Source organism: Legionella sp. PC997 (assembly GCF_014109825.1).
Taxonomy (GTDB): Bacteria; Pseudomonadota; Gammaproteobacteria; order Legionellales; family Legionellaceae; genus Legionella.
Genome location: NZ_CP059576.1, coordinates 2,052,650 through 2,074,102, shown reverse-complemented (window position 1 = coordinate 2,074,102; position 21,453 = coordinate 2,052,650). Strand labels below are relative to the sequence as shown.

Genomic DNA, 21,453 nt, shown 5'->3' with positions numbered 1-21,453 from the left:
ATGAAATTATTGGTAATATTATTGTGTTTATTAAGTGAACGTTTTTTGATTCACTCTGTTTCCTATCAGCGATTTTATTGGTTCCCAGATTATTGTCAAAAGATCAAAAATATGGGGAATAAACATAGTTTTCTTAATAATCCATGGGCACTTTTAGTTTTAATCATAGTGCCTATTTTACTGCTGGTGTCTCTGCTTTATCTTTTGCTGAACCCTGTGGTGTTCGGTTTAATGGGATTTCTTTTGAGTGTACTCGTTTTCTTTTATTGCCTTGGTCCTCAAAATGTTTTTTACCCAATAGTACAATCCGATACAAAAAGTAACCAAGAGCTTGTCGGGGACTATTTTATCTTAGTTAATAGACAATTATTTTCTCTTGTATTTTGGTTTATCATCGCCGGACCTATTGGCGCTTTGGCATATCGTTTAATTACTTTATGCCGCGAGATTCCTTTCATAGAGGAGCAGGCAGATGAAGTTACTGATCTGTTTGAATGGATTCCAGCTCGTTTAACTGTATTGCTTTTTTTACTTGTAGGAAATTTCCAACGAGGCTTTTCTTTATTTACGAATTACTTTCTCGCCAAACCGGATATGAATAATGAGATGTTACGGGAGTGTGGGCTACTCGCGGTTAGAACAAATGAAACAGACGAGATTCCTATGCCAGTAGCAGAAGGATTGGTTGAGCATGCAATTATTGTTATGTTGGTTTTTATTGCTTTATTTACATTAATTACCTGGTTGTAATTATGTTTTGAGTTTTGAGCTGGGAGCATTTAACTGCATAATCATTTTTGTGGATTTTATATGAATTCTTTTGAGCGTCTAATTTGTTGCACTATAATATTAATGCTTGCTGGTTGTCAGGGGTTTCATCAAAATGCATTAACAGGCCAAGCATTAGAACAATGTAATACGACATGTGTGCAGCACTTTGGGTTTTGTAGAGATAACTGTATTAATAATTGTCAGACATGTTCCTATGTGTCTCAACGACAAGCGGAAAAAAGTTTTGCGAAATATGTACATGAGCGAAGAGTTCAAGGTAAAAAGGTGATGCGCGAGTTGAATTCTTACCGCGATCCACTACAATGCCGCAAAGTAACATGTGATTGCTCATCAGATTTCACAATTTGTAAGAAAGGTTGCGCTGGTGTAATTCCAAAATAATTACAAGCTGTACCTTATTGAGTTTAATAGATTTCGGGGAACACTTTCATGGCAAATGAAAACAATTTAGATTTGGATCCTATAGAAACACGTGAATGGCTGGATGCCCTGCAAGCTGTATTAATCAATGACGGTCCGCAACGCGGAGCTTTTCTTTTGAAACAGCTTCTTAGTAAAGCAAATGCAGAAGGGGTAAACTTAACCAGTTCAATTAATACACCCTACAGAAATACCATTAATCTGCATGAAGAAAAGCAAATACCTCCTGATGAGGGCATTGGTAAGCGTATTAGTGCTTTGATTCGTTGGAATGCGGTGGCAATGGTGTTACGTGCAGGTAAATATGCTCCTGAACTAGGGGGGCATATCGCTTCGTACGCTTCCTCATCTACTTTGTATGAAACAGGTTTTAATTACTTTTTTAAAGGACCCAATGGGGAGCATGGGGGTGATTTAATATATATCCAAGGTCATTCTTCCCCCGGTATCTACGCTCGTGCTTTTCTTGAAGGGCGACTTACAGAAGCACAATTGGGTAAATTCAGACAAGAAGTAGAAGTTGATGGTCTATCCTCATACCCGCACCCGTGGTTAATGAGTGAGTTTTGGCAATTTCCTACTGTATCTATGGGATTAGGTCCTTTACAAGCTATTTATCAAGCACGATTTTTAAAATATTTAGAAAATCGAGGATTAATAAAAACTGAGGATAGGAAAGTATGGGCTTTTCTTGGTGATGGTGAAATGGATGAGCCTGAATCAGTAGGGGCTTTAAGTATTGCAGCGCGTGAAAAGCTTGATAATCTTATTTTTGTGGTTAATTGTAATTTACAGCGCCTTGATGGCCCTGTACGTGGCAATGGCAAAATAATTCAAGAATTAGAAGGTTTATTCCGTGGTGCTGGCTGGAATGTAATTAAAGTGATTTGGGGTGGACGCTGGGATCCATTGCTAGCGCGTGATAAAGAGGGTTGGTTGCAAAAACGTATGGAAGAGTGCGTGGACGGTGACTATCAAGCCTATAAAGCAAATAATGGCGCTTATGTGCGACAGCATTTCTTTAATGAATATCCCGAATTAAAGAAAATGGTTGAAAATTATACCGACGAAGAAATCTGGAGATTGAATCGTGGTGGCCATGATCCTCAAAAAGTTTATGCTGCCTATGCTAAAGCGGTTGAACATAAAGGTACACCCACTGTTATTTTAGCAAAAACAATTAAAGGTTATGGAATGGGAGCCGCTGGTGAAGGACAAAATATTACTCACCAACAAAAGAAAATGACTGTGGAGCAACTGAAGGCATTTAGAGACCGATTTAGTATTCCTATCAGTGACGATCAAATTGCTGATATTCCATTTTATAAACCTGCAGATGATAGCCCTGAAATTAAATACATTAAGAAACAAAGAGAAATATTAGGCGGTTATCTACCATCGCGATCAACACAAGTAGAACCTTTAAAGGCTCCTGAGCTTGCTGAATTTTCATCCGTTACTAAAGGCTTAGGTGACCGTGAAATTTCTACAACGATGGCATTCGTACGTATTCTTTCAACATTGTTGAAAAGTAAAGAAATCGGCCCACGGATCGTTCCAATTGTTCCTGATGAATGCAGAACGTTTGGAATGGAAGGTTTATTTAGACAAATTGGTATTTATTCTCCAGTGGGTCAACTGTATACACCGGTAGACCATGAGCAAGTAATGTTTTATCGTGAAGCGAAAGATGGACAAATTCTTGAGGAAGGAATTAACGAGGCAGGAGCTTTTTGTTCGTGGATTGCAGCAGCGACTTCTTACAGTTCAAACAAATTAGCGATGATCCCATTTTATATTTACTATTCTATGTTTGGATTTCAACGTATTGGCGATTTGGCTTGGGCTGCTGGGGATATGCAAGCTAGAGGATTTCTATTAGGCGGAACTGCTGGACGAACCACACTGGCAGGGGAAGGATTGCAACATCAAGATGGACATAGCCATTTATATGCTTCAACAATTCCAAATTGTGTTTCTTATGATCCCACTTATGCTTATGAACTTGCTGTGATTATCCAAAACGGTTTATATCGTATGTTCGAGAAGCAGGAAAATATTTTTTATTACATTACCGTAATGAATGAAAACTACATGCATCCAGATATGCCAAAAGGGGTTGAAGAGGGCATCATTAAGGGGATGTATGTATTGCAAGAAACCAAGAAGAAGTCCAAACAACATGTTCAATTAATGGGAAGTGGAACCATACTGCGTGAAGTCATTAAAGCGGCACAAATGTTAAAAGATGATTATGCTGTGACTGCAGATATTTGGAGCGTCACAAGCTTTAATGAATTAAGAAGAGATGGGTTGGCTGTAGAACGTTATAATGCAATGCATCCCAAGGAAAAAGCACAAAAAAGTTATGTTACAACTCAATTAGAGGGCAGACCAGGGCCAGTAATAGCTGCAACAGATTATTTACGAATTTATGCAGATCAAATTAGACCGTTTGTACCTAATCACTATGTAACTTTGGGTACGGATGGTTATGGAAGAAGTGACACACGAGAGCGACTACGTCATTTCTTTGAAGTAGATGCTAAATTTATTGTTCTTGCAGCATTAAATGCTTTAGTTGCCGAAGGAAGTATTGATAAGTCTAAAGTTGTGGATGCTATAAAGCGCTATAACATTAATCCTGATAAATTAAATCCGGTTAATCATTAGAATTAAAAGTATATAGTAGGCTTGGTAATTCAAGTTTTGGTGGTAATGGAACCATAAATTAATCACTTAGATATGTTTTCTATTCCATCAAGGCTTGAGTACACTGAGCAATCTTTTGAGGAAAAACATGGCAAACGAAATAGAAGTTAAGATTCCTGATATTGGTGGAGCGACTCAGGTTGATGTGATCGAAATAATGGTTCAAGTAGGAGATCAAATTGAAGTTGATACGCCACTCATTACTTTGGAATCAGATAAAGCCAGCATGGAGATTCCTTCTCCAGTTGCAGGAAAAGTCACCAAACTGAATATTAAAGTGGGTGATAAAGTGTCTGAAGGCGATCTAATTCTTTTTGCCACGGTGGAAAAAGAATCGAATAACGAACAAGAAAATGAAACTCCACCTGCTAAAAAGGAACCGGTCAATTCAGAGCCAAAAGAATCTCAAGTGACACAAGAAAAGAAATCAGAACAATTAAAAGAAGTTAAAATTCCCGACATTGGTGGCGCAAGCCAAGTAGACGTGATTGAAATCATGGTTCAAGTTGGGCAACGAATTGAAGTAGATACGCCACTGATTACTTTGGAATCAGATAAAGCCAGCATGGAGATTCCTTCACCGATTTCAGGAACTATAACGAAGCTCAATGTTAAAGTAGGGGATAAGGTTTCTGAAGGTGATTTGATTCTTTTAGCTGCCTTAGAAAGTGGATCTGAAATTGAAAAAAGTAAAACCGCTACCGAGCAGAAGCCAGCAAGTGTTGCTGCAACAACAAACCAGACAGAATCTAAAAAAGAGGAGCCAGCTTCTCCTCAAGCTGCTTTTGTTGAGCCAGGAAATTCTTCAAAATTAATTGCTGCAGGTCCTGCTGTAAGGCGCATAGCTCGTGAATTCGGTGTAAATCTTGATGCAGTAAAAGGTACTGGTCGTAAGGAACGGATTACTAAAGAGGATGTACAAGCCTATGTTAAAGGTCGTCTTAGTGAGCAACCGAATCAAGGCTCTCTTAACATTCAACCTAATCCAGTAATTGACTTTACTCAATTTGGTGATATTGAAACTAAACCACTGAATAAAATTAAAAAGCTTACTGGAGTTAACGTACATCGTTCTTGGATTACCATCCCTCATGTTACTCAATTTGATTCAGCTGACATTACTGATGTTGAAGCATTTAGGAAGTCTGAATCAGGACAGGCTAAAGAAAAAGGATATAAACTCACTTTGCTGGCTTTCGTATGCGCTGTAGTGAGTAAAGCACTAAAGGCATTTCCTCAATTTAATGCATCATTAGATGCTTCTGGCGAAAATCTTATCTATAAAAAGTATTTCAATATAGGTATTGCAGTAGAGACTCCTAACGGTCTGGTTGTTCCTGTAATTAGAAATGTGGATAAGTTAACTGTAGCTGAAATTGCGGCTGAAATGACCCGTTTAAGCACTAAAGCTCGAGATAAAGGCTTGATGCTCAATGATATGTCAGGAGGATGCTTTACAATTTCCAGCTTAGGTGGAATTGGTGGGACATCATTCACACCCATAGTGAATAGTCCCGAAGTAGCTATTCTGGGATTATCTCGCTCGGAAATAAAACCGGTCTATGAAAACGGTACCTTTCAACCAAGATTAATGTTGCCTTTGTCTCTATCCTATGATCATCGAGTTATAGATGGAGCTGAAGCGGCGCGTTTTACTCGTTTTGTTTGCGAGTGCTTAAGTGATATAAGACGAATTTTACTCTAATTTTTATAAATATCTAATTGAAGAGGCTTGTAATGGCTAATAAAATAAAAACAGATGTCGTGGTATTAGGAAGTGGCCCTGGTGGATACACCGCGGCATTTAGAGCAGCTGATTTGGGAAAAAAAGTAGTATTGGTTGAGCGTTATGATTCACTAGGTGGTGTTTGCTTAAACGTCGGTTGTATCCCCTCTAAGGCATTATTACATATTGCAAAAGTGGTTGATGAAGCGCATGAAATGTCCGAGCAAGGTGTTAGTTTTGGTAAACCAAAGCTGGATAGTAAAAAAATCGTCGCGTGGAAAAATTCAGTAGTTTCTAAATTGACTGGTGGTTTAAAGGCATTATCCAAACAACGTAAAGTTGAAGTCGTTATTGGCATAGGTAAATTTTCAGGCCCCAATCAAGTAACGGTTGCCACAAAAGATGGTGCAGTGGAAGTTGAATTTGAAAATGCAATCATAGCAGTGGGTTCTGAATCCATTAATTTACCTTTTATTCCAGAAGATAAACGTATTTTTAGTTCCACAGGGGCCTTAGAGCTTGCTGATCTCAAAGGGAGTTTATTGGTATTAGGTGGGGGGATTATTGGACTAGAAATGGCTACCGTTTATGCCTCTTTAGGTGTAGAGGTAACGGTTGTAGAATTTATGGATCAGCTCATTCCAGGTGCTGATTTCGATTTGGTTAATGTTTTGCAAAAACGCATGCAGAAGAAAGGCGTTAAGTTCCTTTTGAAAACTAAAGTAACTGCCGTCGAAGCCAAAAAAGATGGAATTTATGTTTCTATGGAAGGCGAACATGCAACAGACCAACCTCTTTGTTTCCAGCAGGTTCTTGTTTCAGTGGGTAGAAAACCCAATGGTGGTGCCATTGATGCAGAAAAAGCAGGAATAAAAGTTGATGAACGGGGTTTCATCAAAGTCGATAATCAACAAAGGACAAATGTATCACATATTTTTGCCATTGGTGACGTTGTAGGACAGCCAATGCTCGCACATAAAGCAATTCCTGAAGGGAAAGTTGCTGCAGAAGTTATTGCGGGTAAAAAACATTACTTTGATCCTAAATGTATTGCCAGTGTTGCCTATACCGATCCAGAGATTGCTTGGGCTGGTCTAACTGAAAAAGAAGCTAAAGAAAAAAATATTCGATATGAAAAAGCTACATTCCCTTGGGCCGCCAGTGGTCGTGCTCTTAGTATGGGTCGAGAAGAAGGGATGACTAAATTATTGTTCTGCCCAGACACGAATCGAATATTAGGTGCAGGGATTGTGGGGGTTAATGCTGGAGACTTAATTGCTGAAACCGCATTAGCTATTGAAATGTGTTGCGATGTTGAAGATATTGCTTTAACCATACATCCTCATCCAACTCTTTCTGAAACAATCGCTCAAGCTGCAGAGGCATTTGAAGGAACAATTACAGATCTTTACTTGCCAAAAAAGAAAAAAACTAATGGATAATATGTAATGTGCAGTCTGATGAAGTGATTTCCTGCTGTATTGAGTTAAATTGATTGAACTAAAATCTTTGTCATCTCCGCTCAGGCGGAGATTTATTTTATAGTGACTCAGCAATAAATTCACTCCTTCGGAAATCGAAAAAATTTTGAACTTATTAGCATTACGGGTTACGTAACATGGGAAACTAATGAAGTAATCCCCCGGCTTCGCTTTGCCAGGGAGATGATTTTTGTATAGGAGCGAAAAGGATGACACTTAACATTCGACCCATGACTGAATCAGATATTGATCATGTTTATGCAATTGAAAAAGAGGTTCATATTGCACCCTGGGAGAGAGATATTTTAAGGGATTGTGTTCGTGTAGGATATGATTGTCGTGTATTAGATATAGATGTTGGAAACCGTCTAATAATTGGGGGTTATATTATTTCTAGGCATAGTAATAAGTGCTGCCATATTTTAAATTTCTGTATCGCTAAATCTTTTCAATCACAAGGTTACGGACGTCAATTTTTAAAAAAAGTACTGCACTCATTAACAGAGTCCCAGTATATTGATCATGTTGTCCTTGAAGTGAGACCTAGTAACAAATCAGCTTTACATCTTTATCAAAGTATGGGATTTGAGCAAATTGAAATTAAACCAGCTTACTATGTGGAAGGGGACCATGTTGAAGATGCAATTGTGCTAAAAAAAATATTACCCATCTAAAACTGAATCTAATTTAAAATTTTTATAAAAGTATTCTGTCAAGACTGTTTTTTTGTTTTTTCTTTGCTATTATATACGACCATTTCGGTAAATCCTCTTATTCCCCATCCTGTGGATAACTTTTAGAGAAATACTCCTTTTTTTTTTGTATTTTTTCCATTAAATATTAATATTCTCCTTATACAGAGCCAAATTATATTTTTTTCAGTGAGATGGTAAAAATAGAGTTTATCCACAAAAACTGTGGATAACATTGTGAATAGGATTATAAATTACTTGATATATAAGCGCATTTTTGGGTGCCTCAAATTTAACCAATAATAAATAGTGTGTTTGCTGCGGGTAAAATAAAGCAAAGCGGTATGTAAAGATGTTATTTTATTGTATGCAGCGCTATAATGGTGCGGTTAATTTGTACAGCGTGGGTTTTGTCATAACAATTTACCATGACAAATATAAATTTCCTATGGTACTCTCTAACACCTTGAAAAATGCAATCTTTTTCACAACGATTGCAACTGGTAATTCAAATTGATTTAAGAATTTATTTGTTGAGAACATGTCATGAGAAGAGCAAAATCCAAACTTAATCTTACCACGCAAACTGCTCAAATTGATAATTTAAGCCATGATGGAAAAGGTATTGCACGTATTAATGGCAAAGCAACTTTTATTCAGGGTGCTTTACCCGGTGAACTTGTCGAATTTCAATACACCAGGATAAAAAAGGATTTTGATGAAGGATTCTTGCTAAAGGTTGTTGAACCATCTACTTTGCGAGTTGAGCCTAAATGTCCGCATTATTCCATGTGTGGCGGTTGTTCATTACAGCATATGAATGAAGAAGAACAAATCCATTTTAAACAAGAGCAATTATTAGATTTATTAGGTCGATATGGTCATACCCAACCACAGATTGTATTGCCCCCTTTAGTTGCTGGATATTGGAATTACCGGAATAAAGCCCGACTAAGTGTTCGCTATGTCGAGAAAAAGCAAACCTCGATGGTGGGATTTAGAGAACGTAGTAACCCTCGGTATATTACTGAGATTACTCAATGTCCCGTTTTAAATGCAAAGCTTGATGCAGATATTATTCCATTACGGCAATTGATTGACTCGATGCAAGACAAGAATTGTATTGCACAAATTGAAGTTGCTGCAGGGGACAAGGAAGTTGCTCTTATTTTCAGAAATTTAACTCCGCTTAGTCTTGACGACGAGTTGAACATTCAAAAATTTGCTGAAGAGTATGATTATAAAATTTTCCTCCAACCTGGTGGTCCAGACAGCGTATATTGTTTTTATCCAGCTAAGGCAAGTGAATATCTTACATATACCTTACCAGATTATCAGATTAACTTCTCATTTCACCCTACAGATTTTACTCAAGTTAATTCAGCATTAAATCGTACTATGGTGCCACAAGCGATTGAACTTATGGACTTAAAAATTACTGATATCGTGCTAGACTTATTTTGTGGGCTTGGTAATTTTTCGCTTCCAATGGCTAAATTTTGTTCCAAAGTACTCGGTGTTGAAGGCAGTAAAAATATGGTTGAAAGAGCATATATGAATGCAAAGCTGAATCATATTCAAAATGTAGACTTTTATGCTGCAAATTTAGATGATGTAAATGAAGTAAAGAAACTGGTGCAGCAACCTTGCAACAAAGTATTAATTGACCCTCCTCGATCGGGTGCACTCGAAATTGTGAAACAAATTGATGCACTGAATCCAGAGCGTATTGTATATGTATCATGTAATCCCGTAACATTAGCTCGTGATACAGATGTATTGGTTAATCAAAAAGGCTATAAGTTGATGAAAGCAGGGGTAATGGATATGTTCCCCCATACTGCTCATGTTGAATCAATCGCATTGTTTAAAAAGGATAAAACTGATGGTTAGAGTAAAAGATACTGTCCCATTGTGCGAAGATGGAAGCATCGATGTAGATTTGTGGCTTCATCAGTTAAGTGCAAAGGGTTATTTGGATAATCTTGAACTCATTCGTAGTGCATGTACCTTAAGTCAACTTGCAGGACAAGAACATGCAACAGAAACAGGACAATCTTGTTTGCAACAAGGCTTGTCTATGGCCGATTTGCTTGCAGATCTTGAGGTCGACCAAGAAACACTCGCAGCAGCCATTATTTTTGAAAACGTTCACTATGCCGATTTATCCATTGATGATGTGGTGGAGCAATTAGGCCCAAATATCGCCAAATTGGTTAAAGGCATAGAGCGCATGAGCGCAATGCAGAGTTTTCAAGGATTAAATAAATACCCCCAGAATAAACAACAAATCGATAACATTCGTAAAATGTTATTAGCGATGGTAGATGATGTTCGAGTGGTATTAATTAAGTTAGCTGAACGCTTATGCGTTTTAAGAACAGCCGGGCATTTATCAGAAGAATTACGTAAACAATTAGCTACCGAAGCGATGGAAATTTATGCTCCTTTAGCCAATAGGTTGGGAATTGGGGCAATTAAATGGGAAATGGAGGATATGGCTTTTCGTTATTTACATCCTGAGGAGTATAAAGCGATTGCCAAAGGTCTCAAAGCAAAACGGTTGGAGCGCGATAATTTCGTTGATGCAATTGTTGCTCAATTAAATGAACAAATTAAAGCCCATGGAATAGAACATTTTGCCGTCTATGGACGTTCAAAACATATCCATAGTATCTATAAAAAAATGACCCGCAAGAATGTTTCACTCGATGAAATTTATGATGCTACTGCAGTACGTGTTCTTGTGGATACCCAGCCTCATTGTTATGAAGTCTTAGGGATGGTGCATACCCTTTGGAAACAAATTCCCGCTGAGTTTGATGATTATATTATCAATCCCAAGCCTAATGGTTATCAATCGTTACATACGGCAGTTCAAAGCCCCGAAGGCAGAGTTTTTGAGGTGCAAATAAGAACTTTCCTTATGCATGATTTGGCGGAAATGGGGGTAGCAGCTCATTGGAAGTATAAAGAAGGTGGTTTCAAACAAAAACAAAGCCATGAGCGCAAAATTGAATGGCTACGCGATGTCTTAGCCTGGCATCGGGAAATGGCGAATAATAAGGGTGTTCCTGAAAGTACTACCACAGAATTTCTTGAAGATAGGGTGTATGTTTTTACTCCCGACGGAGATGTTCTTGATTTACCTCAAGGCGTAACCTCTTTGGATTTTGCTTATCACGTACATAGTGATTTAGGCCATCGATGTCGCGGGGCACGCATAAATGGACATATTGTACCCTTAACGTATCAGCTGAAAACAGGCGATAAGGTTGAGATTTTAACTGGAAAAGAAAGTAAGCCCTCTCGTGATTGGATCAATCCTCACTTAAATTATCTCAAAACATCGCGAGCTAAAGCCAAAGTTTTGCATTGGTTTAAAATGCAAGATTATGACCGAAACATCCAAGATGGACGTGAATTGCTTGATAAAGAATTAAAATCTTTAGGAATAAAATCCGATAAACTTAATGAAGTCGCAACAGCACTTCATTTCAAAAAACTTGATGATCTTTATGCAAATCTGGGACGGGGTGATATTAAAATAGGGCAAATCGTTAGTAAACTTGCTCCACCGGTTACTTCAGAGCTCAATCTTGAACGATTTGTTAAACCTCATGCAAAACCAGAAATTACTGGAAGTGATCTGCGTATTGAAGGTGTAGGTAATTTATTAACTTTTATGGCACGATGTTGTCAACCTGTTCCTGGAGATTCCGTAATTGGTTATATCACGATAGGTCGAGGTGTATCAGTACATCGACAAGATTGTCCTAATATTATTCATGCTAGTGAGCGACAAAAACAGCGTTTTTTGCAAGTTACTTGGGGCAGTGCTACTCGAGAAAACTATGTGGTTGATATTTTAATCAAAGCGTTTGATCGTTCCGAACTTTTAAAAGATGTGACCTCACTTCTTGCTAATGAAAAAGCACACGTTTATGCATTGCAAACCCAAAGTAATAAACAAGAAAATATGGCTTATATCACTTTAACTGTAGATGTTGATGGGTTAAGTAGCTTATCTCGGCTCCTAGCAAAGTTAGAGCAAATTCCTAATGTTCTCGAGGCGAGAAGACAAGTTTAATTTGGCCATGATTTGTAGCTTGGGTGAAGCGGGTGCGACCTGAAGTTAGGAGATCGTTCCTATTCAAAAATCGAACTCCACTGTGCATCCCCAGGCTACATCTATTCTTATTTAAAAATAAACCCTGCAATAACAGCACGATACTCGCTTAATAAAACATTATAGGTACGACACGCAGCACCTATAGACATGCATTCTATACCTATTCGTTGATCTGCAAAATGTTTCATAATTGACAGGGGCAGGAGTTTTCCGGTATGTTCATGGCCAATGATGATGATTTCCGGTTTAAATTGCGTTAGTAAATTCATATAGTGTTCATCAATTTCTTCAATGTTTTTAATTGGCAGATCACTAATGATTTCTGTTTTAGAAACAATTAAACTGCGTTCATAAACAATGGAATTAATCTGAATTTTGTTATCACTATAAGCTTGCACCGCATGTAGTTCTGCGGATTCTAAATTGATCTTCATAGTTTAGGATGATTCAATGAATTATAAATGGCTGTAAGTATATCACAGAGGTCACTATTATGAGTCAATTTCCGCGTATCAATCGATTGCCACCTTATGTATTTAATACATTAACTCAATTAAAAACTGAAGCGCGGGCTCGTGGAGAGGATATTATTGATTTTGGTATGGGAAATCCTGATCAGCCAACTCCTCCACATATTGTGAATAAACTCATTGAAGCGGTGCAAAGACCAGATACTCATCGATATTCTATGTCAAAAGGCATTCCAAGGCTCAGACGTGCTATGGCCTCCTGGTATCAACGGAATTATGATGTTCATTTAAATAGTGAAACACAAATATTAGCTACCATTGGCTCGAAAGAAGGTCTAGCTCATCTGGCACTAGCGATAAGTGGCCCGGGGGATACGATTTTAGTTCCCGATCCCGCATACCCTATTCATACCTATGGATTTATCATTGCGGGAGCGAACGTAAAACAAGTCCCGCTTATAAATGAAACTCAATTTTTAGCTTCAATAGAAGATACGATTAATCGCAGTTTACCTAAACCTAAAGCATTAGTAATTAATTTTCCTGCAAATCCAAGTACACATTGTGTAGATTATGAATTTTTCGAAAAAATTGTTGCATTAGCAAAAAAACATGAAATTTGGGTGGTTCATGACTTAGCTTATGCTGATATCGTATTTGATGGATATAAAGCTCCTTCAATACTTCAAGTTCCAGGAGCAATAGATATAGCAATTGAAACTTATTCCATGTCTAAGTCATACAATATGCCAGGGTGGCGAGTTGGATTTGCTTGCGGAAATGAAGAGTTAGTCGGAGCACTTACTCGAATTAAATCTTATTTAGATTACGGCACATTTACGCCTATCCAAGTTGCAGCGATTGCTGCATTAGACGGTCCTGATGAGTGTGTCCACGAAATTAGAGCTCTATATGAAAAGCGACGTAATATTCTTTGCGATGGCTTAAATGAGATGGGTTGGGAAGTCGCTCGTCCCAAGGCAACTATGTTTGTTTGGGCACCCATTCCTGCTCATTATCAACATATGGGTTCCCTTGAGTTTAGTAAATACTTATTAAAAGAAGCTCATGTTGCTGTGTCTCCTGGAATCGGTTTTGGACAACAGGGTGATGGTCATGTTCGTTTCGGTTTAATAGAAAATAAAGATCGAATGCGTCAAGCACTAAGAAATTTAAAAGCATTGTTTCGTAGAGATGGATTGATTAAGGCAGAACAAATATGCATGTTGTGATTAACTCGGAATGCAGTTCGATTCCTGAGTATGCCAAGCCTCTAAATTCAGAAAGGAATGTATTACTCAATTTTTTGCTGTGTCTTGGCTATGATTCTACGAATCCACCTTATGCTGACTTATTAAGACAACATCATAATTTAGAAGGTGAGTGGTTTGTATTGACACCAGTTTATTGGGAAGCAACGCATAATGATGCCATGATTGTTGCTTTGGGGAGTGAACTGCATCTTGAAGAGTCTGAAGCGAAATCATGGTTTCTTTTATTCTCAGACTATCTGGCAAAAGAAGGTGTCTCTCTTTATTACCATAATTCAGAAACTTGGTTAATTAATAACAAAAAAAACGCGCTGAATGCAAAACCACCCCATCATTTATTGCATCAATCATTAATGCCCCAATTAGCACAATTGGATAATACGATGTATTGGCAAAAGTTTATTACTGAAAGCCAAATGCTTTTTTCATCTAAGCCTAATCAATCCTTGGCTAATGGATTATGGACGTGGAGTAGTGCAAAACTTAAGGATAAAATGCCGATACGCATTTGTGTTGACGAGCATTTTTATTCATTAGCACAACTATGTAGTTCTCAAGTTTCTTTATATAGCCCATCAATAACACTGAATAATTATCAGATTCTATTGCTTACTGACTATTCTGTGCTCAGTGAACCACATCAAAAAGAATTGAAGGAGATGTGTACTGATTGGTATTGGAACAATGAGGCTTATTCTATAAGTGCAGATAGTTGGTATGTTCGTTTATGGAGAAAACTAATTCATGCTTATTAAACAACGCCCCAGAGCATCACAACTTTTGGATTTACCTAATATACCCGACGTTCTAAGAAGAATATTCGCAAACAGAGGGATTACTGAGCTTTCTCAATTGGATAAACAACTCCAAGCTTTATTGCCTTTTGATAGCTTAATGGGGATCGATAAAGCGTGTCTACGTTTGGAAAAAGCATTGCGTGAACAGCATAGAATCTTAGTCATAGGAGATTTTGATGCCGATGGAGCGACCTCAACAGCCCTTGCGATTACCGCATTACGCTCTATGGGTGCTTCGTTTGTAGAGTATTTAGTCCCTAATCGTTTTGAGTTTGGTTATGGTTTAACTCCACAAATAGTCGAAGTGGCAAGCAAATGGAATCCCGCGTTAATAATCACTGTGGATAATGGAATTGCTAGTATTGAAGGTGTACAAAGGGCAAATGAATTAGGGATCGATGTTTTAATCACGGATCACCATCTGCCTGCTGAAATTCTTCCCAATGCTTGTGCCATCGTAAATCCCAACCAGCGAGATTGTAAATTTCCTAGTAAATCGATTGCTGGTGTTGGAGTTATTTTTTATGTGATGTTGGCTTTGCGAAGACATTTGGTGAATACGAATTGGTTTCGTGAGATGAATATTACCGAACCCAATATGGCGAGTTTTTTGGATTTAGTTGCTTTAGGGACAGTAGCGGATGTTGTTGGACTGGACCAAAACAACCGCATCATGGTAAATCAAGGTCTGGCAAGAATACGTCAAGGTCTTTGCCGTGCAGGGATTAAAGCCTTAATTGAGGTCTCTGGACGTGAGTGCGCACGACTTAGAGAGTCTGATTTGGGGTTTGCTATTGCACCCAGACTCAATGCTGCTGGGCGATTGGATGATATGGCTTTGGGTATTGAATGTTTAATTACTTCTGATGAACAACAAGCTAGAAATTATTGTCAGCAGTTAGATGAATTGAATGATGAAAGGAAGCAAATTGAAACCGAAATGAAGGAACAGGCCATGCTCGCCTTGGAAAAACTTGCTCTAAATGCTGAATACAACAGTACGCACTTACCCATTGCTTTGTGTCTTTTTGATAAAACCTGGCATCAAGGGGTAATTGGAATTTTAGCAGGACGAATGAAAGAACGTTATCATCGCCCAGTTATTGCTTTTGCAGAAGTAAGTGACGATGAGTTGAAAGGATCAGCACGTTCGGTTGCTGATTTAAATATTAGGGATGTTTTGGCAGCAATAGATAAGGATCATCCTGGACTTATTAATAAATTTGGTGGCCATGCTATGGCTGCCGGCCTGAGTATTCATCCGCGTTCTCTCAAAGTATTTCGAGAGGCTCTGGTTTGTGAAGTGAGCAAACACATCGATTTGTCGCAATGTGAAGGTGAGTTACTGACTGATGGTTCCTTACAGCCTGAAGAGTTCAGTCTTGAAATTGCTCAATTAATTCAGCAAGCTGGTCCTTGGGGCCAGCAATTTGCTGAACCTGTTTTTGATAATGTTTTTGAGATTTTGGATCAACGACTGGTGGGGAAAAATCATTTAAAAATGACTTTAGTGACAACACAAGGCGATCAACAAGTGGATGCGATCGCGTTTAATGTGGACTTAAAATCTTGGCCAAACCATAGAGTTAAATACGTACATGCAGCTTATAAGTTGGATATCAATTTTTATCAAGGTCGAACACGGTTACAATTACTAATCCAAGCAATGAATGCTGTAAATCAAGAATAGGTATAAAAAGTAGTCTCATGCAGCTAAGGGAACCCATATTTAATCCCGGGTTCCGCTTTACTGCACTCAGGGATTTTCAGTTATATTTTTGTGCAAAGTTTTAGATCAGGTTATAATTGCTCTTTTTTTATTTGAATAATAATAGTGTCTGACATTTTGCTATCCCCTTTATCTATTGCTCCAATGATTGATTGGACTTACAGCCATTTTCGGATTTTTATGCGAATTCTGGCTCCTAATGCACTTTTGTATACAGAAATGCAAACTACTGGTGCGATCCAGAATAATCCGGTGCGGTCTTTACAATTTAGTGAAATAGAACATCCCATAGCGCTACAAGTGGGAGGGTCAGACCCCAAAGCCTTAGCTCAATGTGTTCAATACGCAGAGCAAGAAGGATATAACGAGATTAATATTAATCTCGGTTGTCCGAGTGATAAAGTTCAGGCGGGACGTTTTGGCGCATGCTTAATGCGGGAACCAAAACACGTTGTAGCTTGTCTTAAGGCGATGCAGGAAGGTGCTACTATACCCATTACTGCAAAAACCAGAATAGGGATCGATCATCAAGACAGTTATGAGTTTTTTAGTGACTTTGTACATCAGTTGATTGAGGCTGGAGTGCAGAAAGTAATTGTGCATGCCCGAAAGGCTTGGCTCAATGGGTTAAACCCCAAACAAAATCGAACAATTCCGCCAATTAACTATGAATATGTATATCGACTTAAAAAAGAAATACCGGACGTTCCTGTCATAGTCAATGGTAATATATCAAATATAAAAGAGATTAGTGAACATCTGCAAATTGTTGAAGGAGTAATGCTTGGTCGTTTAGCATGTGATAACCCTTTTCAAATAGCAAAAATACATCAAGAACTTTATCCAGAAATCCAAACAAGTACACGCAGTCAAGTATTTAATCGTTATCTGGATTATTTACAGGAAGAATATCATAAAGGAGCTTCTTTAAGTTTATTGATTAAGCCCGTATTCAATTTAGCTTTTGGATTACCGGGTGCAAGTCAATGGAAAAGAAAACTAATGCTGATTATGCAGACCAAAAATCTTACTTTGTTTAGTGAGTTAAGAGAATATTTAAAGGAAATTGAGCTGCATGCAGAGGCATTATAAGTGAAACTAAATTGCATTATCTTGATATATCGAGATATATGCATTATTTGATTTAAAATATTGTATACTATGAAATGAATTGTGGAAAATCATATCGTGGTTGTCTGTTTCGCCAGAAACTTTTCTCATCATCCAAGTTATATCATGAAGATTCTCTTAAATTATAAGGTATTCGTGGTATTTTTCCCCAAATTTTAGTACATTAACGAATTTGTTATTTGAAATCTCCAGAGGATTATTTAGGCCATGCTGAATACGTTGATTAAGAAAATGTTTGGAAGCCGAAATGAGCGTACATTGCGGCGTATGGAAAAGGCAGTAATGGCAATCAATGCATTTGAACCACAAATGAAAGCATTGACAGATGCTGAGTTGGCTGCAAAAACCCAGCATTTTAAAGCACGTTTTGCAGAAGGTGAAAGCCTTGATGAAATGTTGGCGGAAGCTTTTGCTACAGTAAGAGAGGCATCTATACGGACTTTAGGTCTGCGCCATTTTGACGTGCAATTAATTGGTGGGATGGTACTGCATGAAGGTAACATTGCTGAAATGCGTACTGGGGAAGGTAAAACACTGGTAGCAACTTTGCCTGCATATTTGAATGCAATTACTGACCGCGGTGTACATGTTGTAACTGTGAATGATTATCTCGCGAAACGCGACAGTCAATGGATGAAACCTATATTTGAGTTTTTAGGCTTAACTGTAGGTGTGATTTATCCGGATATGTCCCATTCAGCAAAACAAGAAGCTTATCGTTGCGATATTGTTTATGGAACGAATAATGAATATGGTTTTGATTACTTACGCGATAATATGGCATTTAGTCTTGAAGACAAGGTACAACGCGAGTTGAACTTTGCCATAGTGGATGAAGTAGACTCTATTTTAATTGACGAGGCACGTACACCTTTGATTATTTCGGGTGCGGCTGAAGATAGTTCCGAACTATATATCAAAATTAATACATTGATTCCTCATTTGAAGAAACAAGAAGAAGAGGGCGGTGAAGGGGATTATACTGTTGATGAGAAGCAAAAGCAGGCGCATCTTACTGATACAGGTCATCAACATATAGAGGAATTGCTGGTTAAAGCAAAACTTCTGGACCAGGGTGAAAGTTTGTATCATGCTAGTAATATTATGTTAATGCATCATGTGAATGCTGCATTAAAAGCGCATGCGATGTTCCATCGAGACGTGGATTATATCGTTAAGGATGGACAGGTTATTATAGTTGACGAGCATACTGGTCGTACAATGCCTGGTCGACGATGGTCTGAAGGATTACATCAAGCTGTTGAAGCGAAAGAAGGTGTTGGGATTCAAAATGAAAACCAAACTCTTGCTTCCATTACATTCCAGAATTTTTTCCGTATGTATAATAAATTGTCCGGTATGACTGGAACCGCGGATACTGAAGCGTATGAATTACAGCAAATTTATAATCTTGATGTAGTGGTCATTCCAACCAATAAACCGATGGTAAGAAAAGATGAATCGGATTTGGTTTATTTAACGCAGCAAGATAAATTCCAAGCGGTCATAGCAGACATCCGTGAATGTATTACCCGAAAGCAACCTGTTCTTGTGGGTACTGTTTCGATTGAAGCTTCTGAATTTTTAAGTCAATTTCTTAAAAAAGAACATATCAAGCATCAAGTTCTCAATGCCAAATTTCACGAAAAAGAGGCCCAGATTATTGCTGAAGCAGGTCGTCCAGGTGCCGTAACCATTGCTACAAATATGGCTGGTCGAGGAACAGATATTGTTTTGGGAGGAAGTTTGTCTGCTGATTTAGCTCAATTGCCGGAAACAGCGAGTGCCGAAGAAATAGATGCGGTTAAAAAGTTATGGCAGAAACGTCATGATGAAGTAATTGCTGCTGGTGGATTAAGAATTATAGGCTCCGAGCGTCATGAATCACGCCGAATCGATAATCAGTTACGGGGTCGTTCAGGTCGTCAGGGTGATGTGGGAAGCAGTCGTTTCTACTTATCACTTGAAGATAATTTAATGCGTATATTTGCTTCTGATCGTGTTGCATCGATGATGCGTCGTTTAGGAATGAAGCCTGGGGAGCCTATTGAGCATAGTTTAGTTACCAAAGCGATTGAGAATGCTCAACGGAAACTTGAGGGACATCATTTTGATGTTAGAAAACAGTTGTTGGATTATGACAATGTGGCTAATGATCAAAGACAGGTTATTTATACGCAACGTGCCTCAATCATGGATATGACAGATACTGAAGAAATGGTCAATATGATGAGAGAGGAGGTCATATCAAATCTTGTTGATACCTATATTCCTCCACAAAGTTTGGAAGATCAGTGGGATGCAAAATCTTTAAGTGATGTTCTGGCTGATGAGTTCAAACTTAAGGCTCCAGTGCTTGAATGGATTGAAGAAGATCATCATATCCAACCAGAGCAAATCAAGGATAAGATTCTTGACATTGCGGAAAAAAAATATGATGAAAAAGTAAAACAAGCAGGTAGAGCTACAATGTCTCAGTTTGAAAAATCAGTGATTTTGCAAACTTTGGATAATCAATGGCGTGAACACTTAGCGGTAATGGATCAACTGCGTCAAGGAATTCATTTGCGTGGGTATGCCCAAAAAGATCCAAAACAAGAGTATAAAAAAGAAGCTTTTGCCTTGTTTACCACGATGCTTGATACTTTAAAATATGATGTAACTCGTTTAATTTCCTCAGTTGAAATTCAAACTGAAGAAGATGTAAATGCCGTTGAAGAGCAGCGCCGAGCTGAGCAAGTGAGTAAGATGAACTTGCAACACGGTAATTATGTTGATGAAAATGAGGAAGAGGGAATTCAGACACAAACCTACAAAAGGCATGAAAAGAAAATTGGTCGAAATGATCCTTGTCCCTGCGGTTCGGGTAAAAAATATAAAACATGCCATGGAAGTTTAGCGTGAATATAGAAGTTGCTGTAGCAGTTATTGTTGATGAACAGCAGCGTATCTTGATAACCCAGCGTCCTTTCCATGTTCCGCATGGAGGATGCTGGGAGTTTCCTGGCGGTAAGTTAGAGACTGGTGAGTCTCCAGGAGTTGCATTAGTTCGAGAAATCAAGGAAGAGGTTGGCTTAGATATTTTGCAATACAAATTATTGGGAGAAATTAATCACCAATATTCCGATAAAGAAGTAAAATTAAATATTTTTCTTGTTGATCAATTTGTTGGTCTCCCTTCATGTAAGGAAGGACAGTTGGCTATGAAATGGGTTCATCAGCATGAACTCAATCCCGAACAGTTTCCTGAAGCAAACCATAGAGTAATTACAATCGTACAGAACTATTTATGCTGCAGAGAAGCTATATGATGGAATCCTCTATAGGTTCCCTCAGCTACAATTTCTTAAAGCAGGTCAAGAGTACACCTTAATTAAAATCAATATACAGCGGAGCATGGTCTGATACTTCATCACTTAATACACAAAATTCATTCACAGTAATATCTGGGGAAGTCAGAATATAATCTGCAAATTTTTCTTCTTTTTTGTAATGACGAGTTCTTGTTGACCTTACGTTATGAATTTTTATGAGATTATTCATTCCCTGCTCAAGAATATGCATGCTTTTTGTATCTGGTTTTAAATTAAAATCACCGCATAATATTTTAGGTGTATTGATGGTATCCATAAAATGGCGAATCCGTTGTGATTGATTGATTCGTTCTGGGGTATCCTTCTTTCCTTGCCCATTCCAGAGTCCATGAACATTTAATATGGAGTAAATTCTTTTCCCTACTTCACATTCGACCCATTGCAAATTTCTAGGGTGGTTTAACCCTATTCCTGGATAATGTTGTTTTTGATGAATATTGATATCTCCTTCTCCTAAAATATCGATATCGTTTTTCAACAACATCGCAATTCCATAGATATTTTCTACAGCGGGTTTAAAAATAGCAAAATGATTAGGAAGGAGCTGCTGTAGGTCAGAAAAAATATTTAGACTAAGTTCTCTATCTTCTTCGGTTACAGTACGATTAGCGTTGTTATATACTTCTTGAAAGCAAAATATATCGATTTCATGATGTTGGCTAATAAATTCTAATAAAGGGTTTCGTAGGTGTCCGCCCCACAAATTTAAAGTAATTAATTTCATTG

The 21,453-nt window shown here is 38.0% G+C and carries 15 protein-coding genes; 13 read left to right on the top strand and 2 right to left on the bottom strand.

From position 1 onward, the window contains the following. The 7 genes from HBNCFIEN_RS08815 to relA all read left to right on the top strand — a co-directional run bounded on the left by HBNCFIEN_RS08815 (position 1) and on the right by relA (position 11,913). On the top strand, positions 1 to 750 hold the full coding sequence (locus HBNCFIEN_RS08815; protein WP_182390742.1) for a regulatory signaling modulator protein AmpE: 750 nt from the start codon (positions 1 to 3) through the stop codon (positions 748 to 750). Positions 751 to 1,221: 471 nt separating this feature from the next. Next, on the top strand, positions 1,222 to 3,885 hold the full coding sequence (gene aceE / locus HBNCFIEN_RS08810) for a pyruvate dehydrogenase (acetyl-transferring), homodimeric type (protein WP_182390741.1): 2,664 nt from the start codon (positions 1,222 to 1,224) through the stop codon (positions 3,883 to 3,885). Positions 3,886 to 4,012: 127 nt separating this feature from the next. Beyond that, complete coding sequence (gene aceF / locus HBNCFIEN_RS08805) at positions 4,013 to 5,629, top strand: dihydrolipoyllysine-residue acetyltransferase (protein WP_182390740.1); 1,617 nt, start codon at positions 4,013 to 4,015, stop codon at positions 5,627 to 5,629. A 32-nt stretch (positions 5,630 to 5,661) separates the two neighbouring features. After that, complete coding sequence (gene lpdA / locus HBNCFIEN_RS08800) at positions 5,662 to 7,092, top strand: dihydrolipoyl dehydrogenase (RefSeq protein WP_182390739.1); 1,431 nt, start codon at positions 5,662 to 5,664, stop codon at positions 7,090 to 7,092. A 248-nt stretch (positions 7,093 to 7,340) separates the two neighbouring features. After that, positions 7,341 to 7,805, top strand: a complete 465-nt coding sequence (gene rimI / locus HBNCFIEN_RS08795) for a ribosomal protein S18-alanine N-acetyltransferase (RefSeq protein WP_182390738.1) — start codon at positions 7,341 to 7,343, stop codon at positions 7,803 to 7,805. 564 nt (positions 7,806 to 8,369) lie between these two features. Beyond that, positions 8,370 to 9,716 (top strand): 23S rRNA (uracil(1939)-C(5))-methyltransferase RlmD, encoded by a 1,347-nt coding sequence (rlmD, locus tag HBNCFIEN_RS08790; RefSeq protein ID WP_182390737.1) that lies wholly within the window; start codon positions 8,370 to 8,372, stop codon positions 9,714 to 9,716. Beyond that, positions 9,709 to 11,913, top strand: coding sequence for a GTP diphosphokinase (gene relA / locus HBNCFIEN_RS08785; RefSeq protein ID WP_182390736.1), 2,205 nt, complete (start codon positions 9,709 to 9,711; stop codon positions 11,911 to 11,913). The genes rlmD and relA overlap by 8 nt, the downstream gene beginning before the upstream one ends. Positions 11,914 to 12,020: 107 nt before the next feature. On the opposite strand, the gene HBNCFIEN_RS08780 is transcribed toward relA, so the two are convergent. Continuing rightward, the gene (locus tag HBNCFIEN_RS08780; protein ID WP_182390735.1) at positions 12,021 to 12,389 is read right to left on the bottom strand and encodes an Mth938-like domain-containing protein; all 369 of its coding nucleotides are present in this window, start codon (positions 12,387 to 12,389) and stop codon (positions 12,021 to 12,023) included. Positions 12,390 to 12,448: 59 nt separating this feature from the next. Between HBNCFIEN_RS08780 and alaC the strand changes: the two genes are divergently transcribed. The 6 genes from alaC (at position 12,449) to mutT (ending at position 20,664) form a co-directional block, all read left to right on the top strand. Further along, positions 12,449 to 13,657: an alanine transaminase gene (gene alaC / locus HBNCFIEN_RS08775; RefSeq protein WP_182390734.1), complete on the top strand. Its 1,209-nt coding sequence runs from the start codon at positions 12,449 to 12,451 to the stop codon at positions 13,655 to 13,657. Continuing rightward, on the top strand, positions 13,645 to 14,451 hold the full coding sequence (locus HBNCFIEN_RS08770; protein WP_182390733.1) for a hypothetical protein: 807 nt from the start codon (positions 13,645 to 13,647) through the stop codon (positions 14,449 to 14,451). Before alaC ends, HBNCFIEN_RS08770 begins: the two co-directional genes overlap by 13 nt. Further along, on the top strand, positions 14,441 to 16,183 hold the full coding sequence (gene recJ, locus HBNCFIEN_RS08765; protein ID WP_182390732.1) for a single-stranded-DNA-specific exonuclease RecJ: 1,743 nt from the start codon (positions 14,441 to 14,443) through the stop codon (positions 16,181 to 16,183). Before HBNCFIEN_RS08770 ends, recJ begins: the two co-directional genes overlap by 11 nt. A gap of 144 nt (positions 16,184 to 16,327) precedes the next feature. Next, positions 16,328 to 17,314: a tRNA dihydrouridine(20/20a) synthase DusA gene (gene dusA / locus HBNCFIEN_RS08760; protein ID WP_182390731.1), complete on the top strand. Its 987-nt coding sequence runs from the start codon at positions 16,328 to 16,330 to the stop codon at positions 17,312 to 17,314. A gap of 246 nt (positions 17,315 to 17,560) precedes the next feature. After that, a complete protein-coding gene (gene secA, locus HBNCFIEN_RS08755) occupies positions 17,561 to 20,257 on the top strand; it encodes a preprotein translocase subunit SecA (protein WP_182390730.1) in 2,697 nt (898 codons plus the stop codon). A gap of 2 nt (positions 20,258 to 20,259) precedes the next feature. Then, positions 20,260 to 20,664, top strand: a complete 405-nt coding sequence (mutT, locus tag HBNCFIEN_RS08750) for an 8-oxo-dGTP diphosphatase MutT (protein ID WP_255464412.1) — start codon at positions 20,260 to 20,262, stop codon at positions 20,662 to 20,664. 58 nt (positions 20,665 to 20,722) lie between these two features. Here the strand turns inward: mutT and HBNCFIEN_RS08745 are convergent, their stop codons facing one another. Then, entirely contained in the window at positions 20,723 to 21,451 is a 729-nt protein-coding gene (locus HBNCFIEN_RS08745; RefSeq protein ID WP_182390728.1) for an endonuclease/exonuclease/phosphatase family protein, read from the bottom strand. Positions 21,452 to 21,453 lie beyond the last annotated feature (2 nt).